12 protein-coding genes are annotated in these 13,246 nt (G+C 68.3%); 7 read left to right on the top strand and 5 right to left on the bottom strand.

What is annotated here, in order from left to right; genetic code table 11:
• Positions 1-7: 7 nt before the first annotated feature.
• Both BN977_RS23340 and BN977_RS23345 read right to left on the bottom strand, forming a co-directional pair.
• The gene (locus BN977_RS23340) at positions 8-2,029 is read right to left on the bottom strand and encodes an SDR family oxidoreductase (RefSeq protein WP_036401849.1); all 2,022 of its coding nucleotides are present in this window, start codon (positions 2,027-2,029) and stop codon (positions 8-10) included.
• A 144-nt stretch (positions 2,030-2,173) separates the two neighbouring features.
• Positions 2,174-2,545, bottom strand: a complete 372-nt coding sequence (locus tag BN977_RS23345) for a DUF732 domain-containing protein (RefSeq protein WP_036401852.1) — start codon at positions 2,543-2,545, stop codon at positions 2,174-2,176.
• Between the two features lie 250 nt (positions 2,546-2,795).
• Between BN977_RS23345 and BN977_RS23350 the strand changes: the two genes are divergently transcribed.
• The 4 genes from BN977_RS23350 (at position 2,796) to BN977_RS23365 (ending at position 6,126) form a co-directional block, all read left to right on the top strand.
• Complete coding sequence (locus BN977_RS23350; protein WP_165576367.1) at positions 2,796-3,686, top strand: NHL repeat-containing protein; 891 nt, start codon at positions 2,796-2,798, stop codon at positions 3,684-3,686.
• The gene (locus tag BN977_RS23355; protein WP_036401855.1) at positions 3,683-4,180 is read left to right on the top strand and encodes a hypothetical protein; all 498 of its coding nucleotides are present in this window, start codon (positions 3,683-3,685) and stop codon (positions 4,178-4,180) included. Before BN977_RS23350 ends, BN977_RS23355 begins: the two co-directional genes overlap by 4 nt.
• 132 nt (positions 4,181-4,312) lie before the next feature.
• Positions 4,313-5,182, top strand: a complete 870-nt coding sequence (locus tag BN977_RS23360) for a MaoC family dehydratase (protein WP_036401857.1) — start codon at positions 4,313-4,315, stop codon at positions 5,180-5,182.
• A 56-nt stretch (positions 5,183-5,238) separates the two neighbouring features.
• The gene (locus tag BN977_RS23365; RefSeq protein WP_036401859.1) at positions 5,239-6,126 is read left to right on the top strand and encodes a universal stress protein; all 888 of its coding nucleotides are present in this window, start codon (positions 5,239-5,241) and stop codon (positions 6,124-6,126) included.
• 17 nt (positions 6,127-6,143) lie between these two features.
• Here BN977_RS23365 and BN977_RS23370 read toward each other — a convergent pair whose 3' ends face one another.
• From BN977_RS23370 to BN977_RS23380, 3 genes are all read right to left on the bottom strand, one after another.
• Positions 6,144-6,599: an Asp23/Gls24 family envelope stress response protein gene (locus tag BN977_RS23370; RefSeq protein ID WP_084172658.1), complete on the bottom strand. Its 456-nt coding sequence runs from the start codon at positions 6,597-6,599 to the stop codon at positions 6,144-6,146.
• Positions 6,599-7,108 carry an RNA polymerase sigma factor gene (locus BN977_RS23375; protein ID WP_227456260.1) on the bottom strand — a complete coding sequence of 170 codons (510 nt, stop codon included), beginning with the start codon at positions 7,106-7,108 and terminating at the stop codon, positions 6,599-6,601. Before BN977_RS23375 ends, BN977_RS23370 begins: the two co-directional genes overlap by 1 nt.
• Positions 7,109-7,249: 141 nt before the next feature.
• The gene (locus BN977_RS23380) at positions 7,250-7,792 is read right to left on the bottom strand and encodes a hypothetical protein (protein WP_036401868.1); all 543 of its coding nucleotides are present in this window, start codon (positions 7,790-7,792) and stop codon (positions 7,250-7,252) included.
• 321 nt (positions 7,793-8,113) lie between these two features.
• On the opposite strand from BN977_RS23380, the gene BN977_RS23385 reads away from it, so the two are divergent.
• From BN977_RS23385 to BN977_RS23395, 3 genes are all read left to right on the top strand, one after another.
• Positions 8,114-8,536 (top strand): hypothetical protein, encoded by a 423-nt coding sequence (locus BN977_RS23385; protein WP_109790274.1) that lies wholly within the window; start codon positions 8,114-8,116, stop codon positions 8,534-8,536.
• 133 nt (positions 8,537-8,669) lie between these two features.
• Positions 8,670-9,740, top strand: a complete 1,071-nt coding sequence (locus BN977_RS23390) for an NAD(P)-dependent alcohol dehydrogenase (protein ID WP_084172659.1) — start codon at positions 8,670-8,672, stop codon at positions 9,738-9,740.
• Between the two features lie 33 nt (positions 9,741-9,773).
• Complete coding sequence (locus BN977_RS23395; RefSeq protein ID WP_036401870.1) at positions 9,774-13,049, top strand: error-prone DNA polymerase; 3,276 nt, start codon at positions 9,774-9,776, stop codon at positions 13,047-13,049.
• Positions 13,050-13,246: the final 197 nt, after the last annotated feature.

The raw sequence follows: 13,246 nt of genomic DNA on the forward strand, positions 1-13,246 counted from the left end.
CCGGCCGTTACCAGTGCACCCCCGGTATCAGCCGGACGGCCCGCTTGACCGGCCGCGGCACCCGCGCGGTGCGGGTGGCGCGGACGGCACGCTTGGGATGACGCGTCGCTTGCGGCGCTGCGTCGACGCGCGGTGCCATGGGTTCGGCCGGCGCCTCGCCTCTGGCGGCCGCGGAGTCGGGATAACCGAGATAGATCTGATGCAGCACCCGCCGGGACAGCCGCGGCGTGAAGTAGGTCCCGAGATCGGCCAGCGTGCCGACCGGGGTGTCGATCCGGGCCGGCTTCTCGATCAGGCCGCGCACCACCATGGCGGCGGCATGCTCGGCGGTAATCGGCGGCATCGGGTTCAGCCGCTTGGACGGCGCGATCATCGGTGTGCTCACCAGCGGCATGTGGATGTTGGTGAAGGTGATGTGATCCGAGAGCGTCTCGGTGCCGACCACCTCGGCGAAGGCGTCCAAGGCGGCCTTGCTCGGCAGGTAGGCGCTGTACTTCGGGCTGTTGGCCTGTACACCCGCGCTCGACACGTTGACCACATGCCCGAAACGCCTTTCCCGCCAATGCGGTAGCAGCGCCAGCACCATGCGGACCGCACCGAAGTAGTTGACGGCCATCACCCGCTCGTAATCGTGCAGACGGTCCGTGGAGGCCGCCACCGACCGGCGGATGGACCGGCCGGCGTTGTTCACCAAATAGTCCACGTGCCCGAACCGGCCGAGGATGTCCTTGACGGTGTGCTCCACCGACGCCGAATCGGTGACGTCACAGGTGAAGGCGTGGGCCTGGCCGCCGGCAGCGCGGATCTCGTCGATCAGCTCGTCGAGCGCATCGGCGTTGCGCGCCAGGGCGAAAACCGTCGCCCCGCGTTGCGCGACGGCGATCGCGGAAGCCCGGCCGATACCACTGGAGGCCCCGGTGATGATGACGTGCCGCCCGACCAGCGGCCCGTCCGGGTCGTCCCGGCGGGCCCGGTCCGGGTCCAGGTGTTGCGCCCAGTAACGCCACAGCTTCGGTGCGTACGACGCGAACTCGGGCACCTCGATTCCGGTGCCGCGCAGCGCTTCTGCCGTGCGCTCGGCGGTGAAGGTGGGGGCCAGGTCTACGACGTCGAGGATCTCGGCCGGGATCCCGAGCTGGACGGCCGCCATGTTGCGCAGGATCTTGGCCCGGCCGGTCGCTTTGAGCACCGGCGTCACCGTCGCGGTGGGCAGTGCACCGCGCAGCGGCGGCAGACCCGCCTCCCTCGCCACCCCGCGGTAGATGCCGCGCAGGCCGATGGGTTTGGGTGCGGTCAGGTGGAACGTCTGGCCGTCGCGGTCGGGGCTGTGCATCAGGTGGACGACGGCCTCGACGACGAAGTCCACCGGCACGATGTTGGTGCGACCGGTGTCCGGCAGCAGCATCGGGGTGAAACTGGGCAGCGCTGCCAACTTCGCGAGCAGTCCGAAGAAGTAGTACGGACCGTCGACCTTGTCCATCTCACCGGTCCGGGAGTCGCCGACGACCACCGCGGGCCGATAGACCCGGTAGCGCACCCCGCCGGCCCGGACCAGTTGTTCGGCCTCGAACTTGGTCTGGTGATACGGCGTCGGCAGGTCCTGGGCGACGTCGAAATCGTCCTCGGTGTAGACGCCCGGATAGCTGCCGGCGACCGCGATCGAGGACACGTGTTCCAAGGTGGCGTCCAAGCGCCGGGTCAGCTCGATGACGGCGGCGGTGCCCTCCACATTGGCGGCCCGCTGCTGCGCGGCGGGCGCGGTGATGTCATAGATCGCCGCGCAGTGCACCACGTGGTCGACGGTCCCCAGTTCGGCGAGCGCGTCGTCGGCGAGCCCCAAGCCGGGCGCGGCCAGGTCTCCCACCAGTGGTTTGACCCGCGGACCCCAGGACTGGGCGAGTTGCTCGAAGCGGCCGAGCGACCCCCGCCGCACCAGCACCCAGACCTGCGCCGCGTCGTCGCGCTGCAGCAGTCGGGACACGATACGGCGGCCGATAAACCCGGTACCGCCGGTAACGACATAATTCATGCGGTCATGGTCGTCCTCGAGGCGCCGCGCGTCAACCGTGGGTTCTCGGGACCCGTGTCATCGCCTCGCGATGAACGGCGCATCGATGTCATGGATGCGCCTGCGTCAACGGAACAAACCCGGGCGTCGACGCCGGCGACGGCGTCAGTGATCGGGGCCGACGACTGTGGCGCCGTTGGCCAACTGATGCACGAACCGCGGGCAATACGACTGCGCGGCAAGGACCGTGATGACGACTCCGGTCTGTTGGTCGATGCCTGAGTTGGCGGCGGCCAGGTGCCGGCTGATGTCGCTGGGCTCCATCCCGCCGGCCAGGGCGTCGCAGACATGATGCGCGACCGCGGTCGCCGACTGCGAATTTCCGAAGCCGATGCCCTGCTGGGCGAGAGCGGCGAGGAACTGATCGTCTGCCGGCGCCGCAGTGGCCGCTCCTGCCGCGAGGACTGCGGCCACGCCGAGCGTCCCTGCGGTGAGGGCAGCGCGAGCGGCGGTCTTGCTGATTCGCGTGGTGGTCATCTGCGGTGAGCTCTTTTCCGTGAGTGGGGATCGGGAATGCGCTCAGCATTCGGGGCCGTGCTTGGCGAATTCTCAACGGATCCTCGGCATCGACCCCCGGTGGCGGTGTCCAAGGATCCGCCAAGGCGATCACCGCAATCTGGGCGCCGACATGTTCGACCAACGAGGGACAACCATGGACGTTTCGGTTCCGGAGCCGACGGTGGACGGCGCAGATCGCCGCGATGGCGGCAAGCTGATGAGGAGCGTCATGGCAACGCTTGTGGTGTTCGCGGCCGGCCTCACCGGATGCGGTCACGCCTCCGCCCCCGCAGCGGAGCCACCGCCGGCGGCGCCCATCCAGTCGGTGCTGCCCTTCACCGGTCTGAACGGACCCTACGACGTCGCCGTCGACGCCGCGGGCAACGTGTTCGTCACCGATATCGAAGAGGGCAGAAACGGATCCAATCGGGTGATCGAGTTGCCCGCCGGCTCCGACACCCAACGGGTGCTGCCGTTCACCCGCGCCACCGTGATGACTGATGCCGGCGGGCAGGTGTGGGTCATCGACGGCGGACACCGTGACAGCCGTCTGGTGAAACTCGCGCACGACGGTGAGCAGCAGACCGTGCTGCCGGTGCCCGAGCTGGGTCGCGCTTACCGCGGTGTGATTCAGGCCGTGGACGGCGCAGGCACGCTTTACGGCCTCATCGGCGGGGGACAGGACTCAGGCGGCGGATGCTGTCTGCCCGTTCAGGTGGCCGAGCAAGCGCCGGGATCACGCAGCCCCGAGGCCTTGCCGTTTCAGCACATGAACATCGTCGCGGGGATGACCGTCGACGGCGCGGGCAACCTGTACGTCGGAGACGGCAATGGCAAGCGCGTCCTGAGATTGGCGCCGGGGGCCGGCAGTCCGACGGAGCTGTCCTTCCACGCGCTGCACAGCCTGATCAACATCGCTGTCGACGCGAAGGGCGCGGTGTATGTGGTTGACGGACAACAGAATCAAATCCTGAAACTCAATCCCGGATCGGGCACGCCCACGGTGTTGCCGTTCACCGGGCTCAACCGCCCCGTCGGCGTGGCCGTGGACGCAACGGGCGCGGTGTACGTCGCCGACGACGGTAACCGCCGCATCGTCAAACTCCAGGGCCTCCGATGACCAAACGAAAACTGTTGACCGTGCTCATCTGTGCCGCCGGCGTCACCGGGTTCACTGCGTGTCATTCACCGACGGCTCCGGCAACCGCGGCACCGACACGGCAGCCGTGTGACCTGCTGACCCCGGCCATTGCCGAGAAATACGTGGGTGCAGACGCCCGACGTCAGCTCGCCTACGACGCCCGCCCGCCGGTGCCCGTCGCCGACAACGCGTGCTACTACACGGGCGCGACCCGAGAGATCGAAGTGGTGATCTACCCGCGACCGACCGACCCCACCGCCCCCGTCAACCATTTCAACGTGATCAACCCCGACAACCGCGTCGAGGCCCTCGCCTTCGAGGCCTATTGGTTCGGGCCGGCCGAGAGCATCGTGGCGGTAAAAGACGGACTGCTGATCGCGGTGAAGGTGGCCGGCATCAAGGGCGGCTGGACCGATCAGGACCGCGCGGACGACATCGACCTGGCCAATCTGGTCTTCCCGCGCGTCGGCTGACGCTCGTGCAGGTCCGTCACCGACGGTCTACCGAGCTGGGCAGCCGGGCTTGCCGGCGTGAGTGTTCCCCCGCGCCGACCACATCAACTAGCGTCTCGACCGGAGGTCGTCACACCAGCAAGGGAGCCCCGTATGCCGATCGATCCGGGCGCCGTCGGCGCCAAGACCGAACCCCAGGACTTCACCTGGACCGACCGCGAGACGCTGCTGTACGCGCTCGGCGTGGGTGCCGGCGTCGACGATCTGGCGTTCACCACCGAGAACAGCCACGACATCGACCAGCAGGTGCTGCCCACGTTCGCCGTGATCGCCTGCTCGCCGTTCGCGGCCGCCCTGCTGATCGGCACCTTCAACTTCGGCATGCTGTTGCACGGCTCGCAGGAGATCCGGTTGCACCAGCCGCTGGCACCGGCCGGCCGGTTGCGGGTGCACTCCGAGGTCGCCGACATCCAGGACAAGGGTGAAGGCAAGAACGCCGTGGTGATGCTCAAGGGCTACGGCGCCGACCCGGACAGCGGCGCGGTCGTGGTGGAAACACTGACCACCGTGGTGATCCGCGGCGAGGGCGGCTTCGGTGGGCAGCCCGGCCAGCGCCCACCCGCCCCCGAGTTTCCCGACCGCGCCCCCGACGCCACGGTGGCGCTGCCGACCCGCGAGGACCAAGCGCTGCTGTACCGGCTGTCCGGCGATCGCAACCCGTTGCACAGCGACCCGTGGTTCGCGCAGACGCTGGCCGGGTTCCCCAAGCCGATCCTGCACGGGTTGTGCTCCTATGGGGTCGCGGGCCGCGCGCTGGTGGCCGAACTCGGCGGCGGTGACGCGACCAAGGTTCATGCCGTCGCCGCGCGGTTCAGCTCCCCGGTGTTTCCCGGCGAGACGTTGACGACCGCCATCTGGCGTACCGGTCAGGGGCGCGCGGTGTTTCGCACCGAGGCGGCCGCACCGGACGGTTCGGGCGCACGGGTGGTCCTCGACGACGGGGCCGCGGAATTCTCCGCCTGAACCGGAGAAATCGTGAAGCGCCGGTGTCCGTCCCGCCGCATTGACAAGATGGCGCAATGAGACTCGTTGTCGGATATCTGGCCACTCCCGGTGGAGCGGATGCTCTGGCGCTCGGCGTCCGGCTGGCCAGGACACTGGGCGCCGAGATCGAACTGTGCATCGTGCTGCCGCCGGATCGTCCGTTGCCCACCCTGGTGAACACCGGTGGTTACCAACAGATGCTGGCCGGCCAGGCCAGGGAATGGCTGGACGACGCCCGGGCCACCGTGCCGGCCGGCGTGGTGGTCACCCCGCACGTGAGTTTCAGCGATTCGTTCGCCGGCGGGCTGATCGGTGCGGCGGTCCGGCTGGATGCGGCGGGCATCGTGGTGGGCGGCGCCGGCGGCGGGTTGGCCGGCAGTTTCTCCCTGGGCTCGGTGGTCAACGAGTTGCTGCATTCGGCACCGGTTCCTGTGGCCGTGGCGCCCAGGGGGATTCGGCTCTCCGAGGTGGACCGGGTGCGGGAGGTGACCTGTGCGATAGGGGAGCGCACCGGGGCCGACCTGTTGCTGGAAACCGCGGTGGCGGCCAGCCGGGCCGCGGGCACCCCGCTGCGGTTGGTGTCGCTGGTGGCGCTGGACCCGGTGTTCGGTGTGCTGCGCAGCGATCCGGACGCCGTGCGCGAACATGCGCTCACCCATGCCCGGCGGATGCTGGAGGCGGCGAAAGAGTCGTTGCCGCAGGGCTTCCCGGTGACGGCGGCGGTGACCGACGGCGCGACGGTAGAGGACGCGGTGAACAAGCTGGCATGGCGTGACGGTGACCTCATCATGGTCGGGTCCAGCCGGCTGGCCGCCCCGCGCAGGTTGTTCCTCGGATCGACGGCGGCCAAGATCCTGCGCGTCGTCGAGGTGCCGATCGTCGTCGTCCCGCGAAGCCAGGATCGCGAGGAGAAGCCGCGGTGACCGATCCCGGACCGGGTTCAGTGCAGCGGATCGCCGTCGACGATATCGGTGATGGTGACGTCGATCGATGCCGTCGCTGGCCGCCCGGTGTCGTCGAGGATGTCCAGCACGCGGTGGACGGTGTCGACGACGGCTCGGCGGACATCGTCGCCGAGGTCGGGTAGCCGGGTCCCGTAGCTGCCGGTGATATCGATGTCGACGGCTCGCAGAAGCGCACCCTCCACGGTGAAGGCGATCCGGGTGGGCTGGCAGACGAACCTGCGTCGAAGTTCGTGAGCCAGCAGGCCGCGCAGTGCGCCATCGCTGATGTAGAGCAGACCGCGGGCGGCGTCACCGGATGCGCGGATGGGCCATCCGGTGCGCGCCGCGGCATGCACGGCCGCGCGGACTTGTGCGCTGATCGCCTCCCACCCGGGTTCGGGTGCGGTGCGCAGATACGAGGCCGCGCGCTGCAAGAGCGAATCTGACTGCATCACTGCCACCTCGTCAACAGCACCCGTAATGTCTTGGTGGCGCGTAGATGATGTCCCCGCGCCGCATCGGGGCTCAGCGAGAGCACCTCACCGATCTCCGGGAACGTCAGTAGTTCGATTTCCCGCATCATCCACACGGCGCGCTGACGGATCGGTAACTCGGCGAGCGCGGACTCCAGGGCCGCGAGGAACTCCGTATTCGAGGCTGCGGTGAAGGGGTCGGCCGCCGTGTCCGAACTCGCCAATGGTTCGAGCACCCAATCCTCGACCGGCCTGGCATGTTTGAGTCGATGCGTGTCCGCGATTTTGCGATAGCAGATGGCGAATAGCCAGGTCCGCAGGGTGGAGGTGCGGCGGAAGCCACCGATCTGGCGCCACGCCGCGACGAAGGTGTCCTGGACGACGTCGGCGATATCGGCTTCGGACGCCAGCAGCCGTCGCGAGTACCGGTACAAGATGGGCCCATAGCGGTTGACGATGGCGTCGAATGCCTCTCGATCACCGATCATGGCCGCAGTGCAGAGGGTGTCGTCGTCAGCATCGCGTAAGTCGGTGCCCGTCAGGGACATCACCCTCCTCCGCTTTGATCAGCGCGGCTTTCGTGGCCGGTGTACCGGCCACCGGGTTCGGGGCTGTAATTGATCGTCGTATCAGTGAGTTCGCTTATGGCGCAGCAGTATCCGCTGCCGCCAACCGATGGTGGTGTTGCCGATCGCCCTGGTGAAGCCCGAATCGTCGGGCAGCAGCACCGTGACGTCGCTGGGGCCGGAGACGGGGTACTCCCCAGGGGGATCGGTGAAGCGCACGACCTCGACCTTGTCGGTGACGAAGATGCGGACGTGGATGCGACCGGGCCGGCCGAACAGCAGCTTGCGGTCCGGATCACGCGCGTCCCCGATGGCGATGACACCGCTGGCGACGGTCAGGTACCCGTCGAATACGAGGTCGCCGGCACCGCTCGCGCGGGATCCGGCCAGCACCTGCACGCGGACTCGGCGGCCGACGGTGTCGCATTCGTGCGCACCCATGGTGTGCACCCACAGCGCATGCACCGGTGTCCCGGGTGTGAGCGCGCCATCCTGGCGGACATAGGCCGCGGGCGTCCCGTTACAGCCGACATCTTCGATGGTGACGATGCATCCGTCAGGGGTGATGGCGGTGTCGCACAGCAGCTGGTTACCGACGATCCTCACGAGATTTCCCGTCGCTGTGCCCGCTCCGGGCGGCAAATCTCGATATAGCCGTTCAATGTGCATGATGATCGGCGAGAACGGGGCAGGGGATCGGCCGAGGCCCGTACGCGGGGGTGGGGTTCGTGACTCATCGGACGCTCAATTCTCCTGCTCGGGGTACTGCTGTGGCGTGCCACCGCGTGATGTCCGGTCGACGCGGCCGAGATGGCTAATTACGTGACTGATGTGTCATACTAATAATATGTCGCACGTGCGGCAAACTTTCATCGGTAATCCGTGGTCAGGGGAAGTGTTGAGGCAGCGGTCGAGCGGGGTGAAGCGATGATCGACATGAGGGCGCGGGGGAAGCTGCGCGATGACGGGCGGGGGGTGGCCGCGGACAGCTTCGCGGCCCGGCTGAACAGGCTGTTCGACACGATCTACCCGCCCGGTCGCGGCCCGTATGCCAGCAGCGAGTTGGTGCGCGCCGTCGAATGCCGCGGCATGGAGTTGTCGGCGCCGTATCTCTCCCAGTTGCGCTCGGGGCGGCGGGAGAACCCGTCCCGGGAGACGATGGAGCTGATCGCCGAATTCTTCGGTATCCGAAGCGATTACTTCACCGGGCGGGACGAGGCTTACCGCCGGCGACTCGAAGAAGAGCTGGATTGGATCGAGCTGTCCCGCAACCCCGATGTTCGCCGGCTGACATCCGCGTTGATCGAGCTGCCTCCCGGTCGGCGGGAACAGCTGCTGGCCGGCCTCTGATCGTCCGGGTGGGATATGCCTCGCGCTCGAAACATCGTCGGAATGGGCACCATTCGGGCCGAAATGCGGCACCCGGACGCTCCGGGCCTGCGGTTGGCTGAGGGCACGACCGTGAACGCCACGAGGAGACCCGATGCTGATGCGCGCCGCCCGGATGTACGGATACCACGAGCCGTTGCGGATCGAAGAGATCCCCGTGCCCGACATCGGCGCAACCGATGTCCTGGTGAAGGTCGCGGCCACGGGTATGTGCCGCAGCGACTGTCAGCTCATCGAAGGTTATTTCACGCAGGGCGCTCCGCTGGCCGCCCCGATCACGCCGGGCCATGAGGTCGCCGGCCGGATCGCGGCGATAGGGGGCGAAGTCCCGGGCACCGCCGGACTGTCGGAGGGCGATCTCGTGGTGGTGAACCCGAACTGGGGCGACGGGACCTGCCGGCAATGTCGGGAGGGCAACGAGCAGATCTGCGGAAACGGCCAGATGGCCGGGTTCGGCCCGCCGGGCGGATTCGCCGAGTACATGCCCGTCCCGTATCGGCACGTCATCAAGGTGCCCGACACGCTGGACCCGCGGCCCGAGACGCTGGCACCCCTGACCGACGCGGGGCTCACGCCGTACCGCGGCATGAAGAAGTTGCGCGCCGCGGGCAAGCTCGGCGCCGGCCGCACGGTGGTGGTGAACGGCATCGGCGGCCTGGGCAGTTACGGGGTGCAGTACGCCCGGTTGCTCGGCGGCGGTGCCACCGTGGTGGCTTTTGCGAGAAGCGCCGAAAAGCTGGCTCTGGCAACGGAGAACGGCGCGCATCACGCCGTCAACACCCGAGGCAAGACGGCCGAGCAGGTCGGCGACGAGCTGGAACAACTGACCGGTCGGCGGGAAGCCGACGCGGTACTCGACTGCGCCGCCGCCGAAGAATCGCTGGCACTGGGCGCCCAGATCCTGGCCAGGGAGGGCGCCCTGACGTCCGTCGGCCTGATGGGGCAGAAGGTGGTGCTGCCACTGCTGCCGTTCACCAACGGCGAGAAATCGTACTTCGGCTCGTTCTGGGGCAACTACGACGATCTGTCCGAGGTGCTGGCCCTGGCGGCCGCGGGCCTGATCAAACACACCGTCACCCCGGTCACCCTCGACGACGTGAACGACAATCTGGCGGCGCTGGCACGCGGCGACATCGTGGGTCGTGCCGTGATCGTCTTCGACTAGCGTTCGAACGCGTGTTCGATTAGCCTGAACGGGGTGGGCTGGCATAACGGACCGCCGACCTGGTCGGAGATGGAGCGGGTACTGACCGGCCGGGACCGCCGTATCGAGCCGCCGCCCGCGGACGGCGGGGACAGTCCGGCCTGGTCGCGCAAGCGTGCCCCGTACCGGCCTGCGGGCATCGAACGCAACGGTTCCCGCGTCCCGTACGCCGAGTTGCACGCGCACTCCGCGTACAGCTTCCTCGACGGGGCCAGCACGCCGGAGGAACTCGTCGAGGAGGCGGCCCGGCTGGATCTGCGCGCCATCGCGCTGACCGACCACGACGGGCTCTACGGCGTGGTGCGGTTCGCCGAGGCGGCCCGCGAACTGGACGTGGCCACCGTGTTCGGGGCCGAACTGTCGCTGGGTAACGTGCCCCGCACCGAGGACCCCGACCCGCCCGGCCCGCATCTGCTGGTATTGGCCCGGGGCACCGAGGGTTACCGGCGGCTGTCCCGGACGCTGGCCGCGGCGCATCTGGCCGGCGGGGAGAAGGGCAAACCGCGCTACGACTTCGACGCGCTCACCGAGGCCGCGGGCGGCCATTGGCACATCCTCACCGGGTGTCGCAAAGGCCATGTCCGCCAAGCGCTCTCGGAAGGTGGTCCGGATGCCGCGGCCCGGGCGCTGGCCGATCTGGTGGACCGGTTCGGCAGCGACCGGGTCAGCATCGAACTGACCCAGCACGGCCAACCGTGCGATCACGAACGCAATGCCGCACTGGCCGAGCTGGCACCCCGGTTCGGGGTGGGCGTGGTGGCCACCACCGGCGCGCATTTCGCCGAACCGTCCCGGGGCCGGCTGGCCATGGCGATGGCGGCCATCCGGGCCCGCAACTCGCTGGATACCGCGGAAGGCTGGCTGGCCCCGCTGGGTGGCGCACATCTGCGTTCGGGGGAGGAGATGGCCAGGCTGTTCGGCGACGACGCCGTCACCGCCGCAGCCGATCTCGGCGAGCAGTGCGCCTTCGGGTTGAGTCTCATCGCGCCCCAGTTGCCGCCCTTCGACGTCCCGCCCGGGCACACCGAGAACAGTTGGCTGCGCCACCTCGTCGAGGCCGGCGCCGCCGAACGGTACGGGCCACCGGCACACGCCCCCAAGGCATACGCGCAGATCGAACACGAGCTGCGGATCATCGAGCAGCTGAACTTCCCGGGCTACTTCCTGGTGGTGCACGACATCACCCGGTTCTGCCGGGAGAACAACATCCTGTGTCAGGGCCGGGGGTCGGCGGCCAACTCGGCGGTCTGTTACGCGCTCAAGGTCACCAACGTCGACCCGGTCCGCAACGAGTTGTTGTTCGAACGGTTCCTGTCCCCGGTGCGCGACGGCCCACCCGATATCGACATCGACATCGAATCGGACCTGCGCGAGAAGGCCATCCAGTATGTCTACGACCGCTACGGGCGGGACTATGCCGCCCAGGTCGCCAACGTCATCACCTACCGCGGCCGCAGCGCGGTCCGGGACATGGCGCGTGCGCTGGGCTTCTCGCAGGGCCAGCAGGACGCATGGAGCAAGCAGATCAGCCGGTGGAACGGATTGGCCGATTCGCCCGACGTGGAGGACATCCCCGAGCAGGTGGTCGACCTGGCCACCCAGATCACCAACCTGCCCCGGCACATGGGCATCCATTCCGGCGGCATGGTGATCTGCGACCGGCCGATCGCCGACGTCTGCCCGGTGGAATGGGCCAGGATGGAGAACCGCAGTGTGCTGCAGTGGGATAAAGATGACTGCGCGGCAATAGGTCTGGTGAAGTTCGACATGCTGGGTCTCGGCATGCTCTCGGCGCTGCACTATGCCATCGACCTGCTGGCCGAACACAAGGGCATCGCCGTCGACCTGGCGCAACTGGACCTGTCCGAGCCCGCGGTGTACGAGATGTTGCAGCGCGCCGATTCGGTCGGGGTGTTCCAGGTGGAGTCCCGCGCCCAGATGGCCACCCTGCCGCGGCTGAAACCGCGTGAGTTCTACGACCTGGTGGTCGAGGTGGCGCTGATCCGTCCGGGCCCCATCCAGGGCGGGTCGGTGCATCCCTACATCCGGCGCCGCAACGGCCAGGAGGAGGTCACCTATGACCACCCGTCGATGGAACCGGCGCTGCGCAAGACGCTGGGGGTGCCGCTGTTCCAGGAGCAGTTGATGCAGCTGGCGGTCGACTGTGCCGGCTTCAGCGCCGCCGAGGCCGACCAATTGCGCCGCGCCATGGGGTCCAAACGGTCCACCGAGCGGATGCGGTTGCTGCGCAACCGGTTCTACGACGGCATGCGCGAAAAGCACGGTATCACCGGTGCGATCGCCGACCGCATCTACGACAAGATGGAGGCCTTCGCGAATTTCGGTTTCCCGGAGAGTCATTCGCTGAGTTTCGCCTCGCTGGTGTTCTACTCGTCCTGGTTCAAACTGCACCATCCCGCGGTGTTCTGCGCGGCGCTGCTGCGCGCCCAGCCGATGGGCTTCTATTCGCCGCAATCACTGGTCGCCGACGCCCGCAGGCACGGGGTGCAGGTGCACGGGCCCGATATCAACGCCAGCCTGGTACACGCCACCTGTGCGAACCGGGGGCTGGATGTGCGGCTGGGGCTCGGTGCGGTCCGGCACATCGGTGACACGCTGGCCCAGCGGATCGTCGACGAACGGACGGCGCACGGGCCGTTTGCCTCCCTGCTGGACCTGACCGCGCGGGTGCAGCTGTCGGTGCCGCAGACCGAGGCGCTGGCGACGGCCGGTGCGCTGGGCTGTTTCGGGATCACCCGCCGCGAAGCGCTGTGGGCGGCGGGTGCGGCCGCGACCCAGCGGCCGGACCGGCTCCCCGGGGTGGGGGCCTCCTCGCATGTGCCGGCGCTGCCCGGGATGACCGAACTCGAGCTCACCGCGGCCGATGTGTGGGCCACCGGGGTTTCGCCGGAGCGCTATCCCACCGAGTTCCTGCGGGAGAATTTCGACGAGCTGGGGGTGATTCCCGCGGGCCGGCTGCTCGAGGTGCCCGACGGGAGCCGAATCCTGGTGGCGGGGGCGGTGACTCATCGGCAGCGTCCGGCGACGGCGCAGGGCGTGACGTTCATGAACCTGGAGGACGAAACCGGCATGGTCAATGTGCTGTGCTCACCGGGGGTGTGGTCACGGCACCGCAAGCTCGCGCAGACGGCCTCGGCGTTGGTGGTGCGCGGCATCGTGCAGAACGCCAGTGGGGCGGTCACGGTGGTGGCCGACCGGATGGCCCCGGTGCAATTGCGGGTGGCGTCGCGGTCCCGCGATTTCCGGTGAGCGTTGACTCGTCCTACAGGGCGTTGATTACTCGCACTTCTGCGCCATGGTCGCCGAGTCAACGGCTGTCCCTTCCCCCGATCGGGGGACAGGCGGTTCATCCCCGTCATCCACCGGTCACCGGACAGACCCCGCGGGTGAATCCGGGCATTCTTTTCTCAACGGCGAAACAAGCCGACAACAGAAACCGAAAGCCC

Origin of the sequence: Mycolicibacterium cosmeticum (assembly GCF_000613185.1) — a bacterium.
GTDB lineage: Bacteria > Actinomycetota > Actinomycetes > Mycobacteriales > Mycobacteriaceae > Mycobacterium > Mycobacterium cosmeticum.

Bases quoted from the DNA above. Each gene is read 5' to 3' on its own strand.
- BN977_RS23355 (WP_036401855.1), top strand. From the start codon at position 3,683: ATGACCAAACGAAAACTGTTGACCGTGCTCATCTGTGCCGCCGGCGTC.
- BN977_RS23360 (WP_036401857.1), top strand. From the start codon at position 4,313: ATGCCGATCGATCCGGGCGCCGTCGGCGCCAAGACCGAACCCCAGGAC.
- BN977_RS23340 (WP_036401849.1), bottom strand. From the start codon at position 2,029: ATGAATTATGTCGTTACCGGCGGTACCGGGTTTATCGGCCGCCGTATC.
- BN977_RS23350 (WP_165576367.1), top strand. From the start codon at position 2,796: ATGGCAACGCTTGTGGTGTTCGCGGCCGGCCTCACCGGATGCGGTCAC.
- BN977_RS23375 (WP_227456260.1), bottom strand. From the start codon at position 7,108: ATGATCGGTGATCGAGAGGCATTCGACGCCATCGTCAACCGCTATGGG.
- BN977_RS23370 (WP_084172658.1), bottom strand. From the start codon at position 6,599: ATGCAGTCAGATTCGCTCTTGCAGCGCGCGGCCTCGTATCTGCGCACC.
- BN977_RS23345 (WP_036401852.1), bottom strand. From the start codon at position 2,545: ATGACCACCACGCGAATCAGCAAGACCGCCGCTCGCGCTGCCCTCACC.
- BN977_RS23390 (WP_084172659.1), top strand. From the start codon at position 8,670: ATGCTGATGCGCGCCGCCCGGATGTACGGATACCACGAGCCGTTGCGG.
- BN977_RS23365 (WP_036401859.1), top strand. From the start codon at position 5,239: ATGAGACTCGTTGTCGGATATCTGGCCACTCCCGGTGGAGCGGATGCT.
- BN977_RS23385 (WP_109790274.1), top strand. From the start codon at position 8,114: ATGATCGACATGAGGGCGCGGGGGAAGCTGCGCGATGACGGGCGGGGG.